Source organism: Streptomyces diastatochromogenes, assembly GCF_002242805.1.
Taxonomy (GTDB): domain Bacteria; phylum Actinomycetota; class Actinomycetes; order Streptomycetales; family Streptomycetaceae; genus Streptomyces; species Streptomyces diastatochromogenes.
Genome location: NZ_MCGQ01000026.1, coordinates 1 through 19,697 on the forward strand (window position 1 = coordinate 1; position 19,697 = coordinate 19,697).

The 19,697-nt window shown below is 67.0% G+C and carries 14 protein-coding genes and 4 pseudogenes; 11 read left to right on the forward strand and 7 right to left on the reverse strand.

Features of this window, described 5'->3' with window-relative positions:
* Nucleotides 1–104: 104 nt before the first annotated feature.
* Complete coding sequence (locus BEK98_RS28270; protein WP_094219514.1) at nucleotides 105–1,802, reverse strand: IclR family transcriptional regulator domain-containing protein; 1,698 nt, start codon at nucleotides 1,800–1,802, stop codon at nucleotides 105–107.
* Nucleotides 1,803–1,991: 189 nt separating this feature from the next.
* Between BEK98_RS28270 and BEK98_RS28275 the strand changes: the two genes are divergently transcribed.
* The 3 genes and pseudogenes from BEK98_RS28275 to BEK98_RS51330 form a co-directional block, all read left to right on the forward strand.
* The gene (locus BEK98_RS28275) at nucleotides 1,992–2,738 is read left to right on the forward strand and encodes an aquaporin (protein WP_094219515.1); all 747 of its coding nucleotides are present in this window, start codon (nucleotides 1,992–1,994) and stop codon (nucleotides 2,736–2,738) included.
* Between the two features lie 18 nt (nucleotides 2,739–2,756).
* Complete coding sequence (locus BEK98_RS28280; protein ID WP_094219516.1) at nucleotides 2,757–3,407, forward strand: hypothetical protein; 651 nt, start codon at nucleotides 2,757–2,759, stop codon at nucleotides 3,405–3,407.
* A gap of 755 nt (nucleotides 3,408–4,162) precedes the next feature.
* Nucleotides 4,163–4,528 (forward strand): annotated as a pseudogene (locus BEK98_RS51330) (ATP-binding protein); the annotation flags it as partial.
* Nucleotides 4,529–4,824: 296 nt separating this feature from the next.
* Here the strand turns inward: BEK98_RS51330 and BEK98_RS28295 are convergent.
* Nucleotides 4,825–5,358, reverse strand: a complete 534-nt coding sequence (locus BEK98_RS28295; RefSeq protein WP_094219518.1) for an IS1096 element passenger TnpR family protein — start codon at nucleotides 5,356–5,358, stop codon at nucleotides 4,825–4,827.
* 470 nt (nucleotides 5,359–5,828) lie between these two features.
* Between BEK98_RS28295 and BEK98_RS28300 the strand changes: the two genes are divergently transcribed.
* From BEK98_RS28300 to BEK98_RS50200, 6 genes and pseudogenes are all read left to right on the forward strand, one after another.
* Nucleotides 5,829–7,211 (forward strand): hypothetical protein, encoded by a 1,383-nt coding sequence (locus BEK98_RS28300; protein ID WP_094219519.1) that lies wholly within the window; start codon nucleotides 5,829–5,831, stop codon nucleotides 7,209–7,211.
* Nucleotides 7,100–8,051: pseudogene (locus BEK98_RS28305) on the forward strand (Tn3 family transposase). The gene BEK98_RS28300 and the pseudogene BEK98_RS28305 overlap by 112 nt, the downstream one beginning before the upstream one ends.
* 5 nt (nucleotides 8,052–8,056) lie before the next feature.
* Nucleotides 8,057–8,380, forward strand: a complete 324-nt coding sequence (locus BEK98_RS51335; protein ID WP_425276630.1) for a Tn3 family transposase — start codon at nucleotides 8,057–8,059, stop codon at nucleotides 8,378–8,380.
* Between the two features lie 53 nt (nucleotides 8,381–8,433).
* The gene (locus BEK98_RS48055) at nucleotides 8,434–8,778 is read left to right on the forward strand and encodes a hypothetical protein (protein WP_107428299.1); all 345 of its coding nucleotides are present in this window, start codon (nucleotides 8,434–8,436) and stop codon (nucleotides 8,776–8,778) included.
* Nucleotides 8,779–9,017: 239 nt separating this feature from the next.
* Nucleotides 9,018–11,813, forward strand: a complete 2,796-nt coding sequence (locus BEK98_RS28310; protein ID WP_244202026.1) for a tetratricopeptide repeat protein — start codon at nucleotides 9,018–9,020, stop codon at nucleotides 11,811–11,813.
* 48 nt (nucleotides 11,814–11,861) lie between these two features.
* Nucleotides 11,862–12,197 (forward strand): recombinase family protein, encoded by a 336-nt coding sequence (locus BEK98_RS50200; protein ID WP_244202027.1) that lies wholly within the window; start codon nucleotides 11,862–11,864, stop codon nucleotides 12,195–12,197.
* Here BEK98_RS50200 and BEK98_RS51340 read toward each other — a convergent pair.
* Nucleotides 12,140–12,591: pseudogene (locus BEK98_RS51340) on the reverse strand (helix-turn-helix domain-containing protein); the annotation flags it as partial. The gene BEK98_RS50200 and the pseudogene BEK98_RS51340 sit on opposite strands and share 58 nt — an antisense overlap.
* Before the next feature lie 237 nt (nucleotides 12,592–12,828).
* Here BEK98_RS51340 and BEK98_RS28330 point away from each other — a divergent pair.
* Nucleotides 12,829–13,023, forward strand: a pseudogene (locus BEK98_RS28330) (IS5/IS1182 family transposase); the annotation flags it as partial.
* 580 nt (nucleotides 13,024–13,603) lie between these two features.
* On the opposite strand, the gene BEK98_RS28335 reads toward BEK98_RS28330, so the two are convergent.
* Nucleotides 13,604–14,512 carry a hypothetical protein gene (locus BEK98_RS28335; RefSeq protein WP_094219521.1) on the reverse strand — a complete coding sequence of 303 codons (909 nt, stop codon included), beginning with the start codon at nucleotides 14,510–14,512 and terminating at the stop codon, nucleotides 13,604–13,606.
* 802 nt (nucleotides 14,513–15,314) lie between these two features.
* On the opposite strand from BEK98_RS28335, the gene aspS reads away from it, so the two are divergent.
* Nucleotides 15,315–16,637: an aspartate--tRNA(Asn) ligase gene (gene aspS, locus BEK98_RS28340; RefSeq protein WP_094219522.1), complete on the forward strand. Its 1,323-nt coding sequence runs from the start codon at nucleotides 15,315–15,317 to the stop codon at nucleotides 16,635–16,637.
* Between the two features lie 62 nt (nucleotides 16,638–16,699).
* On the opposite strand, the gene BEK98_RS28345 is transcribed toward aspS, so the two are convergent.
* Genes BEK98_RS28345 through BEK98_RS28355 form a run of 3 tightly spaced genes read right to left on the reverse strand, consistent with a single transcriptional unit; the run spans nucleotide 16,700 to nucleotide 19,695 of the window.
* Nucleotides 16,700–17,485: a cupin domain-containing protein gene (locus BEK98_RS28345; RefSeq protein ID WP_094219523.1), complete on the reverse strand. Its 786-nt coding sequence runs from the start codon at nucleotides 17,483–17,485 to the stop codon at nucleotides 16,700–16,702.
* Nucleotides 17,486–17,488: 3 nt separating this feature from the next.
* Nucleotides 17,489–18,397 carry a radical SAM protein gene (locus tag BEK98_RS28350; protein ID WP_094219524.1) on the reverse strand — a complete coding sequence of 303 codons (909 nt, stop codon included), beginning with the start codon at nucleotides 18,395–18,397 and terminating at the stop codon, nucleotides 17,489–17,491.
* Nucleotides 18,394–19,695, reverse strand: a complete 1,302-nt coding sequence (locus BEK98_RS28355) for a radical SAM protein (protein WP_244202029.1) — start codon at nucleotides 19,693–19,695, stop codon at nucleotides 18,394–18,396. Before BEK98_RS28355 ends, BEK98_RS28350 begins: the two co-directional genes overlap by 4 nt.
* Nucleotides 19,696–19,697: the final 2 nt, after the last annotated feature.

Sequence of the window (19,697 nt, forward strand, 5' to 3'; positions counted from 1 at the left end):
CGGAGTAAACGCCCACTTAGGGCCTGTTGCGAAAGTGCGCGCGAAGGTGGGTGTGTCGTAGTACTCCTGGGGAGTGGCAGGGAGCCGGCAGCTGCCGGCCCGCGTCAGTCGTTGCGTACCGGCCCGAACGCGAAGACCGCGGCCACATCGGCTTCCATCGCCCTGGCGGTGGAGATCAGGTGCGGGAGCAGACGCTCGCGAGACTGCTCGGGTGTCTCCGGTCCCGCGTGCAGGGCGGCATTGACCGCGGCGACGGCCCTGCCGCGCGCGTCGCGCAGGGGGACCGCCATGGAACGGAGTCCCAGCTCCAGCTCCTGCTCGACCAGGGCGTACCCGTCCTGCCGTGCCTGGGCGAGGAGTTGGGTGAGATCCATGGGCGAGGTACGGGTGAAGGAGGTCAGCGGCCGGGGCGGCAGCGCGGCGAGCAGTCGCTCCTGGTCCGGCCGTGTCAGGTCGGCCAGCAGCACGCGCCCCATGGAGGTGGCGTAGGCGGGCAGCCGGGCTCCCGGATGGATGCTGACGCTCGTGACCTGCTGGGTGGCGGAGCGGGCCAGGTAACGCACTTCCGCTCCGTCGAGTACGGCGACGGAGGCGGACTCATGGACGCGGGCGGCGAGTTCGGCCAGATGCGGCTGCGCGATGTCGGCCAGGCCGAGACCTGACAGGCGGGCGTAGCCGAGGCCGAGAGTGCGCGGGGCGGGGAGGTAGTGCCGTCCGCGCTGCTCGGCGTAGCCCAGGTGCAGCAGGGTGAGCAGGTTGCGGCGCGTGCTCTGGTACGACAGGCCGGCGGCCTCCGCCGCTTCGTTGAGGGTGAGGCCGCCGGGGGTCCCTCCGAGCGCGGTGAGCACGGCGAGGCCGCGAGCCAGGGCCTGCAGGAACAGGGGTCCTAGCTCGGTTTTGGCATCGGCGTAGGGGGACGGGGTGAGGCCGCCGGCCGCAGGACCGTCGGCACCGAGGGCGCCACCCATCTCCCGTGCCGCCCCGGTGAGATGGGTCAGGGCGTGTGCGCGCAGCGCCTCCGCGCTGAAGCGGCTGGTATGGGCGAGGACACTCAGCGCATACCGGGGCCCGCCGTCCTGGCCGCGAACAGGAACGGGAACGGGAACGGACAAGGCGACCAGGCCCGGGGCGGCGATCTGGTCGTCCAGGGCCCAGCCCTGCTCGGCCGCGTCGGAGATCCAGGCGGCGAAGTCCGCCTCCGCCGCTGCCTGTTCGAGCCGCGTGAAGCGTGGCGGCAGAGCCGGGTAGCCGGCGTCGAGTGGGTCGGCGGCGCGGTGCGTCCGCCAGGCCGCGTGCTGTTCGGGGTCCCAGGCGTCGGCGAGTACGGCCCCGGCCGCGCAGCGGTCAGCGGGCAGCAGGTCGCCGACCCGGAAGCCGAGGGGAATCACCCGGTCCGGGGGGATCGCGCGAGCGACGATGCGCATGTCGCAGCCGTCGGCCGCGATCAGCGACACGGATTCGTCCAGGGTGCGGGCCAGGCCGTCCAGATGAGGCTGGACCCGGTCGGGCAGACCTGCCGCGCGCAGGTAGGCGTTGCCGAACTCCATCAGCCGGGGGGCGGCCACGAGATCGCGGTCGACGAGACGCAGATGGCCCAGGTGGGTCAGCGTCGCGGCCAGCCGGTCCACGGCGGAACGCGCCAGGCCTGTCGTTCGGGCGAGGTCGGCCAGGCGTACCGCCCCGTCGGCGTCGGCCACGGCCTTCAGCACGGCCAGGCCGCGTGCCAGCGGGCCCTCCGGCTCCGCGCCGGACCCCGCCTCCGTGGCGCCACCGGTGGTCGTAGCCCTTGCGCGTCCTGCCATCGCCGGCCCTGCTCCTGTGCTCCTCGTCCTGATCCCTGACGAGAGAACGCTACCGAGCGTTGACAGCGCCGCACAGGCACCGCAGACTCTGGTTTCACGCAGAACGAACGAAAGTTCACTCAGCGAAAAAAATCAGGTTGCCTGGCCCTGCGGGACATCACCGGCCCGGCCCCAACCCTGAGGACAGCCATGAGTTCTTCCGCCCCGAGCCGCGCGGACCTCGCCCGTCACGCCGGCTACGAGTTCCTGTCGACGACCGTGCTCCTGTTCGGCGTGGTCAGCCTGGTGCGCCTGCTCGCGCTACCGGACTCGCCCCTGGCGATCAGAGACGCCCACCTCATGCTCGGCACGGCCGGTGCCGTGGTGGCGCTGCTGCTCGCCGCGCTCATGTACGCCCCGACCGGCCGTGCCTCCGGCGGCCACTTCAACCCCGGAGTGACCGTCTTCCTGTGGGCCGACGGCCTGTTTCCCGGCCGCGCGGTCCTGCCCTACGTCGCGGCGCAGCTGGCCGGTTCGGTCAGCGGCCCGGCCCTGGCCCGCCTCGTGTGGGGCGACCCCGTCCTGCGCATCCACTACGCCCTGGTGGCGCCCGCCCCGGGCACCGGCACGACAGCCCTGTTCCTGATCGAGACCGCGGCGCTGATCGCCGTACTCGCGGCAGTGGCCGTATCCCCTGATACGCCGGGTAGCCGGGGGGACTTGCTCTTGGGCTACCCGGTCTTCCGGGCGGTGGTGCCGGTTGCGGTGGCGTCCCCTTCGGCTGCTTCTGGTGAGCCGACGTGCCCAGTGCTCCTGCGACGCCTCGCACATCGGGGCATGGAGTCAGTCGCGGTCCGCTGCGCCATGCAGGCAATGGGGCGCCGCGCCGGGCGGCTGAAAGCAAGGCGCTCACAGCAGGACCGGTGGGACACTTGGGCGAGTCGGCGGAGATCATGACCGTTCAAAGGGGGCGTGATGGAACTGAGCGGCATCCAGGGGCACATGAGGGTGCAGGAGCACGCCGAGAAGTACGTTGCGCGGCACGGTCGACACCCGTACACCGATTGCTGGCCGTGGGCCGAAGCCGCCCTGGCCTGGTCCCGGGCGAACGAGCAGCAGGTCGGCTGGTGGAGCCTGCGCAATGCAGACCTGTTTGATGACGACATCGAGCACCTCCCGGCCGCCATCGCCGAGACATTCCGCCTGAGCATGGTCCGCCACAACCGGGCGCCGGGAGATCTGAACCTCGACAACGCTCTCTTGGAGCTGGGGTACTGGGCGACCGGCAGAAACTATCCAGATGCGGGAACACCCGGCTGGCCTCAGCCCACTGGCCCGTATGCCGCCCGTTGGCAAGCAGCTTTCCTGCCCAGCGATCCCGAGCGTGCAGAGCGCCTCGCCATTGGAGCGGAGCACGTACTGCGTGGGCTGCTGTTCCACACGGCCAAATCTCCCCACAGGAGCATCGCCGACGACTACCGACTGCGCGTGCACGGCATTACCTACATCGCGCTCGCCGACACCGCGCCCCTCATCGGGATCACCACGCCGGTCGAAGTCAGGGACCCGCTCTCATACCAAGGAATCGAGGGCTTGACCGCTGTTCCGCTCCCGGACGCGGCCTGACACCTGATCAGACGAACCAGGGGCTCCAGGAAGCCATTCCTCGCCCAGAAGGGCGAGCAAGAGGCTTCCGCGTGGGCAAGCCCGCCCGACACGGTTCGAGCACTGCGCCCACGCCGGGCCGGCCGCTTGGTCATCAGCAGTTGACGGGCCATGGCGCTCCACTGCGCTGCCTCATCTTGGCGTGCCGAGATTCTCCGTACCTGGCTGGCCGCGGGCATGGCCGCCCGGGTCTTCCCGTACAGCGTGTCCGCCGCCGAAGAAACCGCGCCGCGGATCCGGACCGCGCCCGCCGAGCCTCGGGGACAGAGCACCAACCGCCGGTCCGCACCGTCCTCGGCCAGGCGCGCGGCGTACAGCCGGCCCGGCTGCTGCCGAGCGCGATCTTCCCGAGTTGCATCGAGAATTCCGCGTCGTACGGCAGCAAGACCTGCTCAGGTTGGGCGCCGCGTGGGGGAGCCAGCGACACGAGATGTCGACGAGTTCGTTTGACGAGTGAGTTCGGTCGTCGAGTGAGTTCGGTCGTCGCGGCCTTGGGTGAATGGCTGGCGCAGTCTCATTGGCATCGCGACGGTGATATCGCCGGAGGAATAGGGCATCGGGCGGTCCGTGGCTCATGGTGGTCATCCGCCAGTGCCGGGCTTTACCGGATCTTCCGGTTGCTCTGCAGGGCTGCCCGGTGAGGTCGGCGAGCGATCCGTTCACTTACAGGAGATCGCGTTGACGCCCTAGCTCCTGCCCGTTGAGAGGTTCCAGCTATGTCGCGCCCATTTGAGGAATCGCCCTACGCGTTCACCGTCCCGCCTCGGGTCGAGGCAGTGCCGGCAGCACGAGACCGCGTCGCGGACCGTGCTCGGCGGCTTGGGCTGGATTTGGGCGAGGAACTGACCGATAACTTGAAGCTGCTTACCGGAGAACTGGTCGCGAACTCGGTCACGCACACGAAGGCCGCGTGCGTGGTGTGCGTACGGTGGACCGGAGAGCGGCTCCGTGTGGAAGTCACCGATATCGATCCCACGCCGGTGGCTCTCTCTCAAGCTCTGCCCGTAGACGAGCACGGGCGTGGTCTCTTCCTGGTTGCTGCACTGGCAACAGAGTGGGGATCGCAATCCTGCGTTGCAGGGAAGACGATCTGGTTCGAACTGGAAGTGCCATCCCCAGCAGAGGTGACCATGACCACGGCGACCTCGCGCTGTGAAGTCCCGCCTCAGCAGGCTAAGGCCAGCAGCACAGGCAACGCCCTTCCGGTGCTTGCGAACCCCTTGCCAATAGTCGGTGCACGAGCACGAGCCGACCCAAGCGGCCTGAAGACGTCCCGATGCCGGCCGTTCGGAGGGGACGCTTCCGAATCTGTTGGTGGTCAGTTCGCCGTGGTCACTTCGATCCCACTGTCGGCTATTTCAGCTACACAGAGTGAACCTCAACCTTGCCGCCGATCACCCCACCAAGGCAGGATCGGGGGCAGATCGCTCAGCCCTCGGGCGGGCCGCTTGGGCATGGGCGACTCGCCGTCGTCGCCGTCCCAGCGGCGACCATACTGATCCGGAAGACTTCCCCAGCCCCAGTATGGAACCGGGCTGCCGGGTGTCTCGCCGAACTCCTCCAGCGGATCGATACGCTTGTCGCCCACCGTGCACAGGTGCGCCCAGTCGTCTCCCATGTCGAAGACGTAGGCGAACTGCTCGCCGGTCTGCAACCTGCTGAGCTTGGCGGTGTGGCCGTCCGGGGCTTCACCGTCCCACCAATCCAGCGGGCTGACGCCCGTTTCGTCGGCCAGCGTGAACATGTGCAGGTGGGCCAGGTCCCAGCGGGCGAAGGCGCGATCGATGGCCTCCGCGAGCTGGGCGAAGGAGTGGGTCCGTGCCGCGGCGAGGATCCGGCCGGGGCGAGGCCACAGATCCGCTCCGTGACCGGACACCAGCTCGACGCGGATGGACAACCACGTGCGTGCCATGCCGACTTGCTCCCCTCGGACCAGTTGCCACACCGCAAGTGAGGCTACAGAAAGTCACTGCAGGGTGGGGAATCCGTCTGGCCGTACGCATCTTGATGGCCATGTTCTCCCGAAGCTACGGCGAAGTGACAAGTAGCTCTCTGTAATCAGAGTGACGCTTGGTCAGGTAGAGCGAGGCGGGGCCCCGGAACTTCGCCGGCCTGGAGCGGCCTTGGAGCACAGCGGTACAGCGGTTAACGCTCAGCCGGTGATCGTGGGATCGGGGCAGGTTGTGGGCGGGCCTGGTTAAGACGACAACCCCGGGCAGAACTCCGGCCAGCTCGCGGTGCCGCTGTAGGCCGGCACTGTCGGGAAACCCGGTGCCCACCCGGGCGTCCGCCGCCTATACATAGGGGGACGAGAACTCCGCGCCCGGCCGGCCGCCGGGCCAGCCCGCACCGCGCGGGCCCCGACGGAACGGCGAGCATCTGGTGCTGAACCTTGAAGAGCGCATCACCCGAGTCTGGCACCAGGAGGTCCGGCCGCTGGTCGCGGATGCCTATCGCTGCCACAGCACTGGTACCCCCCGGGCCGCCATCGTGGCCACCTGGACCGCGGTCTGCGCCGACATCATCCACAAGCTCTACCAGCTCGCCGAGGACGGCGATGGCACGGCCGCTGAGGTCGTCAAGAAGATCGAGGCAGCCCGCAGCAAGGCCGACGCCGAAGCGGTCAAGACGATGCAGCAGGTCGAGAGCAAGCTCCTGCAGAACGCGCTCGACCTGGAACTCATCGACTTCATCGAGCACCGGCAGCTGGAACGCCTGCAGCAGGACCGCCATCTGTGCGCGCACCCTTCCCTGCGCCCGCTCGGGGACGTCTTCGCCCCGAGTGGCGAGTACGCGCGGGCCCACCTCGTGGCCGCACTGGACGCCCTACTGGTGCACCCGCCCACCCAAGGCCGCAAGGCATTCGACCGGTACAAGGCTCACGTGAGCGACCCCTCCTTCGTCGGCCACGCCGACTACCTGGTGCAGATGTTCGCCCAGCGGGTGAAGTCCAGCGCTTGGAAGCAAATCCTGGGCACCGCGGCCAAGCATGCCATGCTCGAACTGGAGGTGCCCGAGGAGATTGGCATCACCGCGAGCGTGGCGGCCGACCGGCACGCGCTCTGCCTGATCGCCTTCGCCCAGCACGACCGGGTTGCCGTGCGGGAGGCCGTAGCCAAGGCGATGATCACGTTCAACGGACTTCCCATCGAACAGCAGCTGAAGACGATCGCCCGCCTGGGCGCGTTCGACGTGTTCGTGGACGCCCTGGATGAAACGGTGTGCCAACAGATCGGCACCTACGTCGAGCGCAGGCCAGCCCTCCCCGCCGACGCCTCCGGGTTCCTGGAGCCCGCGATGGCCTCTGTGCTTGCCCTGGCCGGGGTTGACGCTGTTCGAGCCCGCATCCCTGCCTTGGGTAGCAAGTTCGCACAGCTGTACCCGACCCAGCAGGCCGCCGTCATCGAGCGGCGGCCCTCCGCCTACTTCACCGACTTCCTGGCGCCCATCCTGACCTCGGCCGGCGGCTGGCGCACCGCCGAGCGCCTCACCGCGATGACGGTGATCCCGTGCGCACGCCTGATCCAGCCCGAGCAGCTGAACGGCATCCTGACCGCATGGGCCGATAACGCGCAGTGCCGAGAGGCGTCCGGGATGACTGAACTCGCGGTCACATTCTGGACGCACGCCACTCAGCTCCGGTCTCATCCGGCATGGACAGCGTTCGTCAAGCGGGTGCGAGAGCTCGCGGCCGATCCGCAGTGGTTCCAGTACGAGGAGTTGGCTGCCGTCATCGACTACAAGGACGACACCTACGCCTCGTAGGGGTGCTTCTGCGGCCTTGGAGAACCTCGGTACAGCCGTTGGCGCTTAGAACCATCACGGGATCTAGAGGGCGTCTGAAAAGCCGGTCAACGAGGCGTAGGCCTGACCGGAGCGGCCTGGCCATCCACCAAGCGCGGTCGCACCGGTTGGGCTCTGTGAAGTCACAGAGCCCAACTGAGGAGCCCGTCACTGATCGTGCAGCCGGGTCTTCGCCCCGCCCTGCGGATCCCAGACGATTTTTCCGTACTCAAAGCAACTCACTCGGCCACCAGGGTCCTGGGAACCTGTTCACCGAGTGGCACTCGCGCTACGGCGGCCGCGGGGTGCTCATCTACTGGCATGTGGAGAAGAAGCCGCTGGCCATCCACTCCCAGCTGATCAACTGCACCGCCTCCGAGGTCGCCGCGATGATCGAGGGCACGATGCGGCACGGCACCGCCATGGACGTCGAGGCACACCGACTCGCATGGCCAGTCGGAAATCGGATTCGGCATCACGAGGCTGCTGAACTTCGACCTGCTTCCCAGGATCAAGTGGATCAACAAGGTGAAGCTGTACCGGCCGGTGGCCGGCGACCCGGACGCGTACCCGCGGCTGACCCTGGCGCTGACCCGGCCGATCCGCTGGGCACTCATCGCCCAGCAGTACGACCAGATGATCAAGTACGCCACCGCGATCCGGACCCGGACCGCGTCCACCGAGGCGATCGTGCGCCGCTTCACCCGCAACGCCTCCCACCCCACCTACGCGGCCATGCTGGAGGTCGGCCGCGCCCAGAAAACCATCTTCGTGGCCCGCTACCTGCGGCTTCGGGACAGCGTGAGATCGAGGAGGGCTTGAACGTCATGGAGTCCTCCAACGGCGCCAACTCCGTGATCGCCTACGGCAAGGGCAGAGAGATCTCCTGCAACCGGCGCGACGAGCAGGAGATGTTCGTACTCTGCCTGCGCATCCTGCAATCCGCCCTGGTCTGCGTGAACACCCTGATGCTCCAGGACATCCTCGGCGAACCGGAGTGGGCCGACCTCCTCACCTCTGCTGACCGGCGTCGCCTGACCCCGCTGTTCTGGTCCCACAGTGCGCCCGTACGGCGAGGTCAACCTCGACATGGGTGCCCGCCTCAACCTCACTGTCGTCAGTGTGCCTGGCCCCCGCGCATCGGAGGATGAGGGGCTCGGCCAAAGCACTCCCATCGCGACTCGGCCTGAGCGACGATGACGGGATGACGTTGAAGCGCGTGGTGTTGGTCGTGACGTGCGTCGTGGTCGCTGTCCTGGGTTGGGTGTTCGCCGTCTCGCAGTGGGAGACAGCGAACCGGATAGCGACGGTGGCTTCCGCTCTCGCAGGTGTGGCAGCGGTGGGCATCGGAATCTGGGCAGCGCTCCCTGGCGCCAGCCAATCAGCCATTGTCGTTCGCGAAACCAGCACCGCTAAGACAGCAGGTAAGGGCAACGCGGTCACGGGTTATCACGGGAGCGGATCTGCGCGCCCCGTCACCGTTGAGCGGACAGGCGATGCCGAAGCGACCGGAGACGGCGACGCCATCAGCGGGTACAGCGAGAAGTAGCCCAGGGCATCGGCAGGGGGAGCGGTATGGCAGGACGGCGGGGTATCGAGGTTCGGGATACGGGTCAAGCGACTTCTGGGCCGGCAGGAGTATCGATCAGCGGATACCACAGCGGCGACATCACGACCGTGCATGTGCATGGGCGGGAGCCGGTCCCGTGGCCGCATCAGGTCGGTGTCCTTCCCCGCGAAGCTGCGGCCTTCCAGAGACGAGATGAGACCGACCAACTGCGGGCCGCGGTGACCAACGGCGGCACCGCAGTGCTGTGCCAGGTGCTACGCGGCACCGGCGGTGTCGGCAAGACCCAGCTCGCCGCCCACTACGCGCGGCAGGCGTGGACTGGGGAGGAATTGGATGTGCTGGTCTGGGTCAGCGCGAGCAGCCGCCCCGCCATCGTCTCCGCCTTCGCCCAGGCCGCCGAAGAACTCCTCGCCCACGAACCTGGTGACCCCGAGCGATCCGCACAGGCGTTCCTGGGATGGCTTGAACCCAAGCCGCCAGGATCTGAGCGCGTGTGCCGATGGCTGGTCGTACTGGACGATGTCGCCGACCCCGCTGACGTGACCGGGCTTTGGCCGGCGAAGAATCCGTACGGCCGCACGGTGGTCACCACGCGGCGTCGCGATGTCGCTCTGCCTGGACATCGGATCGACCTCGGGGTATTCACTCCGGATCAGGCAGTCGCCTATCTAGTTGACTTCCTTGCCGAGCACGGGCGGCACGATGATCCCGACGAGATCCGTGCGCTGGCCCAGGATCTCGGCTACCTGCCGCTAGCCCTTTCGCAGGCTGCTGCCTACATCGTCGATGCCGGCATTCCCGTCGGCTGCTCACGATGTGCCCACCGACAGTGCCCCAGCTACCGCCGCCGACTCGCCGGCCGCGCCACCAGCCTCGCCAGCATGCTGCCCGAGCCCGGCACGCTGCCAGACGACCAGAACACCACCGTGGCCGCCACATGGTCGCTGTCGATCGAACGTGCTGACAGCCTCAACCCCGCCGGTCTCGCCCGTCCCGCGCTTCAGCTCACTGCGATGTTGGATCCGAACGACATTCCCCAGAGCGTCCTGACCAGTGAGCCCGCCCGGACCTACCTCGCTCGGCACCGTGCCCAGGCTGTAACTGAGCAGAGCACCGCAGATGAAGTGACGGAGCTGGACGTGTGGGGCGCACTTCGTGCTCTGCACCGTCTGAGCCTCATCGACCACGATCCCGAGTCTCCACAGCAGTCAGTGCGCATTCACCAGCTCATCCAACGCGCCACCCGCGACACTCTCAGCCCTCAGGAGCACCGCCAGACCGTCCGCGCCGCTGGTGACGCCTTACTCGAGGTCTGGCCCGACCCCCACCTCCCACTAGCTCAGACCCTGAGAGCCAACGCACAAGCCCTCATCTACTGCGCTGGAGACGCCCTTTTCAGCGGGAGTAAGCATCATCACCTGCTTATGCACGTTGGCGTTAGCTTGAGCAAGGCCGGCCAGTTCACCGCTGCCGTGGAGTACTTCCGGGATCTGGTGGACAGGGCTCGGGCTTCTCTCGGTCCGGACCATCCTGAGACCCTGCTTGCTCGGGACAACCTTGCCGCGAACCGAGGACAGGCAGGCGATGCGCGCGGTGCGGTGGAAGCTCTAGCTGAACTTCTGACCGCCCGGGTGCGGGTCCAGGGGCCCGACCATCCAGACACTCTGGACACTCGCACCGGTCTTGCTCGGTGGCGGGGGGAGGCTGGGGATGCGGCTGGAGCTGCCGACGCCTTCGCTGAACTGCTCACCGACCGGCTGCGGGTCCAGGGGCCCGACCATCCAGACACCCTTGGCACTCGAACCGGACTTGCTCTATGGCGGGGGAAGGCTGGGGATGCGGCCGGAGCTGCCGAAGCCTTCGCTGAACTGCTCACCGACCAGCTGCGGATCCAAGGACCCCACCACCCAGACACTCTGGATACTCGCCACGCCATCGCGGATTGGCACGGGCGCGCGGGGCATGCCACCAGGGCTGCCGAGGCCCTGGCCGAACTACTGGCAGACCGGGTTGGGGCTCTCGGCCCTGACCACCCCCAGACCCTGAGCGACCGATCCTGCTTGGCAAGGTGGCGGGGGGAGGCTGGGGATGCGGCTGGAGCTGCCGAAGCCTTCGCCGAACTGCTCACCGACCGCCTGCGGGTCCAGGGGCCCGACCACCCAGACACTCTGGACACTCGCATTGATCTTGCTCGGTGGCGGGGGGAGGCTGGGGATGCGGCTGGAGCTGCCGAAGCCTTCGCCGAACTGCTCACCGACCGCCTGCGGATCCAAGGACCCGACCACCCCAGCACCTTGCGGGCCCGCCGTGGGCTGGCTGTCTGGCGTGCGGATGCTGGGGATGCGGCCGGAGCTGCCGAGGCCCTGGCCAAACTGCTCACCGACCATCAGCGGGTCCAGGGGCCCGACCACCCAGACACTCTGGACACTCGCTATTGGCTGGCCAGATGCCGGGGCGATGCTGGGGATGCGGCCGGAGCTGCCGACGCCTTCGCCGAACTACTCACCGACCAGCTGCGGATCCAAGGACCCCACCACCCAGACACTCTGGACACTCGCACCGGTCTTGCTCGGTGGCGGGGGGAGGCTGGGGATGCGGCTGGAGCTGCCGACGCCTTCGCCGAACTGCTCACCGACCGCCTGCGGATCCAGGGGCCCGACCACCCCAGCACTCTGGACACTCGCTATTGGCTGGCCAGATGCCGGGGCGATGCTGGGGATGCGGCCGGAGCTGCCGACGCCCTGGCCGAACTACTCACCGACCAGCTGCGGATCCAAGGACCCCACCACCCAGATACGTTGAGTACGCAGGACGAGGTCGCTTACTGGATGGCCATACGACGGGGAGAGGCTGGGGATGCGGCCGGAGCTGCCGAGGCCCTGGCCGAACTACTGGTTGTCCGGCTCCAAAAGCATGGACCCCACCACCACAGCACCCTGAGAACGAAAGACCAGCTCGCCCACTGGCGGAGGCGAGGCTCGATAGAGGCCGTTGCTCATCTATCGACCGATTGATGAGCAAGATCAGTAAGCGGCGGCGCGCGGCCGGATCGACGTCAAATCATGCCCATAAAACGATGTCAGAAAGTCGATGTGCGCAAGAACTTGAGGGGCACCGTTTTCTGTACGATCTGGGGGGTGCAGCCACCCCAGGGCGACGACACCGCTGATCTCCTCGCCCCGGTACCGGCCGTACGGACCGGCGGCCTCGTGGGATACGCACGCGTGTCCAGTAAAGGGCAGTTGCTCGACCGGCAGATCCACGGACTCACCGAAGCAGGGTGCATCCGGATCTTCGCCGACAAGAAGTCCGGCAAGAACGCCGAACGCGAGGAACTGTGGAAGGCAAAGGTGTCACGTCCTTTGCCACGGTGTTTGCGGTGGCGGCGCGGCCAGTAGATCAGACGGGAGGACCAGCGGCGCCAGGAACGGCCACGCACCCGCACCACCGGCGTGTGCCCACGCCGGCCCCAGGTGCGGGCGCGTGGCGGCGTCATCGAGAACCCGGCCTCGTCCTCGAAGACGATGTACGCCCCCAGCGCCGCCGCAGTCAGGCGAACTGGCCATCGGACAGCTTGGGAAGTTTCGGTGGCCCCGTGGAGGCGAGGGCGTCCAATCCGCCCTCCCGCCAGGCGCGGCGCCAGCGTTCCACCGACCGCTCACTCACCCGCAGATCCTTCGCGATCACTGCGGTCTTCTCACCACGAGCGAACAGCTCGCCTGCCTCGTACCGGATCCGCTCGCGAAACTGCCGCCGCTCCGCAGTCAGCCCACCACCCTGCGCGTACCGCATACCACCGGCCTACCGCAGGGATCACCACCCGTCACCGCCCCCGACAACAATCCGAAGAGATCAGTAACGGACGGCTTCCCAGTCCACGCCGGGCATCTCCCGCAACGCCCGGACCTCACCGAGTTTGAACAGGGTGACGGTGACGGTGCGGTACCGGCCCACGGGCTGCTCGTAGCTACTGGCCGCCTCGATCCAGCCGGCGGCACGTGAGGCCCTGACCCGCTTCGATACCGCGGTCGAGGCCGGTGGGACAACCTGCCCGAGGGGCAGCAGGCCGTCAACCGCTCGCAGGCCAAGATCCGAGCCCTGGTAGAACCCGCGGTCGCCACATTCAAGACCTGTCGCCTCCTGCGCAAGCTCCGGTGCTCGACCACCCGCATCACCAGCCTCGTCCAAGCCGTCTTCACCCTCAACCTCACCTGCTCAAACTGAGGTTGGAAAAGGCTCACTCAGTGCGATAGCCCCACTCCTCCCACACTATGCGCTTCCAATCGCGCTCCTCCTGCTCGCGTCGCACGCTACGACGGTGTTGGACTTCGACGGCCGTGGCCAGGCCGATGGAAGTGCCAACCACCGCGCTGAATGCGGCCCAGACTCCGAACAGAGAGGCCAGAAGGAGTGCTCCACCCCCAAAGAGGAGTAGGCCCGCAGCAACAGCCGCTGGATGGTTTCCCGGCCGCGGCATTACTGAGAGCCGGGCTCTCGTTCCGAAGGCCTCGCATCTGCAGGGCAGGGGTGGCATATCAGGATTGGCATGGTTCGTCTGCCTCCACTCAGAGTCTGTTGAGCTCTGGGGATGTCAAGGTGACTGCATCCCCAACCGGAGCCATCTGTAACGGGCCGCGGAGAGCGCGTCAACGTGGCCTTGAGGAACGCGTCAGCGCTGTAAGGCGAGTGTCGAACCGGATGACATGATGGGTCTGCCCCAGCTACGGGGAAGGCCGAAGGGCCGGTGCTGTTCTTCATCAGCGGGCCGGCAGTGGCAGCTCGCGCAGCCGTTCGGGCGGCATCGTCAGAGCCCCGGCCGCTTGGTCGGCGTAGGGAGATCCAGGGTCTCTGCCCGGAGTTGCCCGCAGGCGGCGGTCGTCTCCCTGCCTGCTGACAAGTGGTGGGACACGGTCCAGCCGCTCAAATCGCGGGAGAGGGCGGCGATGAACTGCTCTTCCCTCGAGCTTGGGTGCAGCGGGCTGCCCTGCACGGGATTGAAGCTGGAGAGCCTCAGTATGAGGAACCTTCCTGCGTAGGGAGCGAGCAGTTCGGCGAGCGCTGCCTCGTCCTCCGGTCGCGTGTTGTGGTCGCAGAGGACGTAGTTCAGCACCACCGGGCGTAAATCAGCAACGGCTGCCCACAGCGGAAGGACGGTTGAAGGGTCGTCCGCGCGGGGGATGATCACCCTGCGCTGAGCAGTGTTGGCCCCGTGGAGGGAGAACATGAGGCGGTCAGGGAGCCAGGAGTTGGGCTTCAAGAGGCTTCGCACCCATGCCCGCGGGGCGATGCTGGTCACCTTCACCTGCTGAGCCAGTCCTCGTCCAACGATTGTTCTGGCAGCGGTGGTGACGTGAGCCCAGTTGGCGGAAGCTTCTCCGACCCCCGCGAAGTCCACCCAGACCAAGGGCCCTTGCTGTGCCCTCACCCGCTCCTGCAGGTGCTCTACCGCAGCGGTGATCTCTTCTGCGTTCAGGTTTCGCACGAAGGGCGTGCGCGCGAAGGTGGTGGCGCAGTGCGTGCAGCCTTGCCTGCACCCAGCCTGGGCCGACATGCACATCGAATAGGCTCCGTGCTCTCCTTCCCAGAGTTGCACGGCTTCGAACGTAGCCCTGTCCGAGGTTCTGAAGACGTGCTTGATGCTACGGTCGGGCGCCTTAGACGGCAGGCTTGAGAGGATTTTGACCATGGTTCCGGGCGCGGATGTTTCCTCCATCGAGGGGATTCCTTCCCTGAGTCGCTCACGCAGGACCGATGGTGGTGAGTCGGGACAATGGTTCGCGACCGGTTTGGCATTCGCCGATCACTCATACGTGCCAGGACCGCTATCGCAGGCTGGCAGAAATTTGGAAACGACATCTTCTAATTTGCGCTGGTAGGCATCGCGAGCGAGATCGCCCCTGCCCCTCGGAGCGTAGGCGATTCCATGCGTGACGCGACCAACGCAACGTATAGCTTGATCGCAGTCACCCAAAATCACTTCCGTTATATCGCCCATTAAATTCCAGAAAAAGGGTCTGCAGATCTGCTGGCGTGGCTGGCGCTGCGGCCTGATGGTCGGTCTGTCACCTCCAGGGACCTACTGGTCCGAGGGAGCAGAGCCGTACGCCGAGCGGGCCGCTGCACCGGCAAGTCTGATGCGGCAGAGGTCGGAGTGAGGCCACTGGCGATGGAGGGTGGCCGTGGCGACTCATTGGCGTGATCTTGCTGTCGTAACCCTGCATGCCCCGCTATGCTCGGCAGCAACGCGTTGAAGGAGACAAGTAGCCGCGGGAACACGCGAGCAGAGAGAGCCGCTGGTAGCTGAGAAGGCGGTCTTGCGTCCCGAGGTGAAGACCCTCCTGAGTGCGGGGAGGAACGGCCTGATGGCAGGCCCAATGCTCCGCCGGCCGGCCCCCGTCATCGGGCACGAATGAGGCCGTGGCCTTTGGGCTTCGGTAAAGGCGCGGTGGCACCGCGAGTACCCCTTCTCGTCCGCGCCCCCAAGGGATCATGACGACGCCCCTGGGAGGGCTGCGATGATCCACACAACTAGCCGTGTACTGGTGTCTGGCCTGCGAGAACATGTCGGTCAGACCGTTTCCGTGTCGGGCTGGGTGAACACGCTCCGCCTGCAGAGCAAGATGCAGTTCGTCGTGGTGCGTGACCACACCGGGATGGTGCAGGTCACCCATAAACGCAGCGGCGAGGGCGACGAGGTTGAGGCTGCGCTGGAGGGGCTGACGCCGGAGTCTGCGGTCCGGATCACCGGTCGCGTGGTCGACAACCCGATCGTGAAGCTCGGTGGCCTGGAGATCATCCCGGAATCGGTCGAGGTTCTGAACCGGGCTGAGACTCCACTACCCATCGACGAGCAGACCGGGCTCGAACACCGCATGGACTGGCGGTTCCTCGACGTACGGCGCCGCCCCCAGGCGCAGCTGCTGTTCGCTGTGCAGACCACGTTCGAGCAGGGGATGCGCGAGTACGCCTATCGGCAGGGGTGCACCGAGATGCACACCCCCAAGCTGATGGGGACCGCGTCGGAGTCCGGCGCAGAAGTGTTCAAGCTCGGCTACTTCGACCGCTCCGCTTACCTGGCGCAGTCGCCTCAGTTCTTCAAGCAGATGGCGATCTCCTCGGGCATCGACAAGGTCTTCGAGATCGGGCCCGTCTTCCGCGCTGAGCCATCGTTCACCTCGCGGCACGCCACCGAGTTCACCGGTGTGGACGTGGAGTTGGCGTGGATCGACGGGGTCGAGGACGTGATGGCGTTCGAGGAGCAGATGCTCGCCTATGCCATTGCCAAGGTGGCCGACACGCACGGTGAGGCAATCCAGGAGACGTTCGGGGTCGAGGTCACGGTGCCGACGACACCGTTCCCGCGGATCACGATGGCCGAGACGCAGGAGATCCTGCGGGCCAAGGGCTGGGACCCGGCGGGCGTGAAGGACGACCTGGACCCGGAGGGTGAGCGCGGGATCGCAGCACACATCAAAGAGCAGACAGGGCACGAGTGGGTGTTCGTCACCCATTACCCGACGAGCATCCGGCCCTTCTACCATATGCGGCCGGCCGGCAACCCGAGCGTGACGCTCAGCTTCGACCTGCTGTGGAAGGGGTTGGAGGTCACCACCGGTGCGCAGCGCGAGCACCGCTACGACGTGCTTCAGAAGCAGGCGGCGGAGAAGGGCATGAGCACCGAGCCGATGCAGGACTACCTGAACGCCTTCCGGTACGGCTGTCCTCCGCACGGCGGGCTGGGCATGGGGCTCGGGCGGGTCCTTATGGTGATGCTGGGCCTCGACTCGATCCGCGAGGCCACGTTCCTGTTCCGTGGTCCGAACCGGCTCACCCCGTAGTCACCGCCAAGGGCCGGGGCCGCTGCACCGTCTGAAGGGTGCAGCGGCCCCGGCCCGGTCGGTTAGTAGCGAACGTTGCGCAGATCGAGCTTCCACGCCTCGTCGGGGTGCTGGTCCCAGTAGGAGCGGAGTGCCAATTCGCGGTCTGCGAAGCGGCCCTGGTGGCACAGGCCGCCGTGAGAGAGGGTGACGCTCATCGCGAGCGGGGACTCGGTCGTCACCCAGTGCGGGGTCAGGGCGTGGCTCCACAGCCGGTCACCGGGCCGCATGCGTACCGACTGGCGGTCCGCCGGGCGGTGTTCGGGCGGTTCCTCTGCGGTGGTCTCGCCCACCACAGCGGCTTCAGCTGTGAGGTACTGGTCGGGGTCCTTGTAGCTGTGGAAGGTCTTGGTGCCCTCGATCTGCCACACGAGGCCGTGTGAGTTGTCGTTGTGGTACGTCGATGATGCGCCGCCAGTCGAGATGAACAGCAGCGGTGCGCACCGTTGCCAGGTGAACCCCCAGCTCGACAGCCGGGTTCGCCAGGGGATCATGACCTGCTCTTGGAATCCGCTGAGGAGCCCGCTGTAGAAGCGGGTGAGGTTGAAGTGGACGAGTCGGAACATCCAGGTGGCGACCTCCTCGATCGGGGCTGTGCGGAAGGCCGACGTGCGGTCCATGCGTACGGACCAGTCCTCGTCCCCGAGGATGGTGAAGCGCACTTCCTCGTCCTGTCGGACGGCGTCGAGGACGTCAAGGGCGGGCGGAAAAGTGAAGCCGGCCGCCGTGAGGACGCTGCTGACGCGCAGGTTAGGAGGGGTCCGCCACCGTTCGACGAACTCTTCCGGTGTGGTGACTGGGGTCGTCATCGTCTACTCACAGGTGTCGTCGGCGCGGCATATGGCCGCGCACTCCGCGGTGGTCCGGTCAAGGGGATCAGCGTGGAGGAAGCTACTGATCTCTGCGCGAGGCGCGCGAACGCTCACCCCCGACCTGCTGTAGGGGCAGCGGCGGATCTCGCCGCTTGCGGACACGTACAAGACCGCAGACGCACAGAAGGGCTGCCGCTCCGGATACAGCTGCATGGCTCGCAGGGTGGCGAGGTGCTCCTGGAACCGCGGGCTGAGCTGGAAGTAGCGGCCGAGAAGATCGGCGTCCTCTCTCTGCTGGGCCAGGTAGTCGTAGAAGGTGCGCCCGGCGCGCTGTCGTGCCGTGTCGTCGAGCGCCACCGGGCTGAGCTGGATCTGGACTCCTGACTCGTCGACGTGCTCGTAGATGTTCTGGCACTCGCGCGCTGTGAGCTTCCAGTACGTGAGGTGGAGAACTCGCACTGACGTGGGGACCTGCTCCAGCGTCGCCATCGCCGATGACACGGACCGGGTGGTGCGTCCGAGCTCCATGGCGCCGGCGGAGTCGGCGGACACAGTGACGTTCGCGAGCAGGTGCGCGATGTCAGCCAACCGGTCGACGTCGTCAGGGTCTCGGGCCGAGGTGACGATCGACACGGGAATCCCGAACTGGTGGGCGAGCCGTAAGAGCTGGCGGAGGTCGGGGTGGTGGGTGGGTTCGCCGCCGGTCAGGCAGATCGCTTCCACGCCGATCTCCTTCAGTCGCGACAGTGCCCGGGCGTAGGTCGAGATGTCCAGGAAGCCGTGGGCTCGATCGGCTCGGAAACAGAATCCGCAGGCGATCTTGCAGTGGCCGGCGGTGCTGATGAGCGCGGAGCGGAACCGTTGCCGGGCTGACGTGGGCGGGCTTTCGGGGTGGGCGACGGTGTTCACTGCACCCCCGTGCTGTCCCAGACGGCGATCTCCACGGTGCTGGTGTAGAAGTCGCACATCTGCGGGTCCGGTCGGTCTCCACCGATGAGGAGCTGCTCATTGCGGGAGGGGCCACCGCAGATCGCCAGGGCCGGGCACTGGCCACATTCGGGGATAGGGGCGACCTTCTTGGCGATGCCGCCCAGCAGGTTCGGGTCCGCTCGCAGCTCGTCGAGGGTGTGCAGGAAGGAGGGTGCGGTGAAGTTGATGTCGCAGAGGCTGACTCGGTTGCCGGGGAGCAGGGCGACGTTCAGCGTCCGGTCGCTCTGCATGTGGTCGAAGAGCATGGGGCGGCGTCGGTCGAGCGCCTGGAATGCCCGGTCGAGGACGGAGAACATCAACCCGCCACGTCCGAGGGCGACGAGGCGTGCTTGGTACAGCTCCTCGGCAAGCTCCCTGCCCTTGACCATCCAGCGTCCGCTGGTGGGTATCGGGGTGTTGGCGTAGATGAACTTCAACCCGAGGTGGTCGATGATCCAGGTGACGGTCTCGGCCAGGCGGCCGATGTTCGCGGGCGTGGGGGTGAGGTTGCAGCCCACATGGATGCCGTCTGTGTCGAGGAGCCTGCGGACGTTGCGCTGGATGCGGTCGTCAGCCGGTTGCCCGCCGAGGAGGCGCCGGTGCTCGGCGTTGATGGCGGGTGGTCCGTCGATGGAGATTCCGACGCCGTATTCATAGCTGGCGAAGTGGTCGATCATGGCGTCGGTGAGACTGGCCCCGTTGGTGACGACTGTTCGGCGGACCCGTTTGACGCCGTACTGTGCGGCGAGGGAGTCCGCGACGGTGTCCCCGTGCTGCATGAGGTCGAACCGGGTTGTCGGTTCGCCACCGAACCACTGGATGGCTACCTCATCGCGGCCGGCGTTTGTCTCGAAGAGGTAGGTCAGGCCGTCGGCGATCTCCTGCTCGGTCATGTCCGGCTTGCCGGTGTTGGTCTTGACGAAGCAGTAGCTGCACTTCATGTTGCAGCGGTCGGTGAGGACGACGCGCAGGCCGCTGATCCGTACGGGAACGGGATCCAGACAGAGTTGGTGGAGCCGGTCACGGAGTGCTTCACGCTGATCGGCGCGGGGCCTATCGGGAGTGAAGCCGAGCTCGGCGAGAGCTTTGTGTGTCGCGGTCGGGGGAACCGCGGAGAGGTCGGTGACCTCCCCGCGGTCGAGGTACACACTGTCCAGCGTGACCGGGTCGAGGAGGGCGCCCTCGCCGTCCCGGACGTACTGGACGTACTTCCCCCACAGGAGCTGTGAGGAAGTCACGG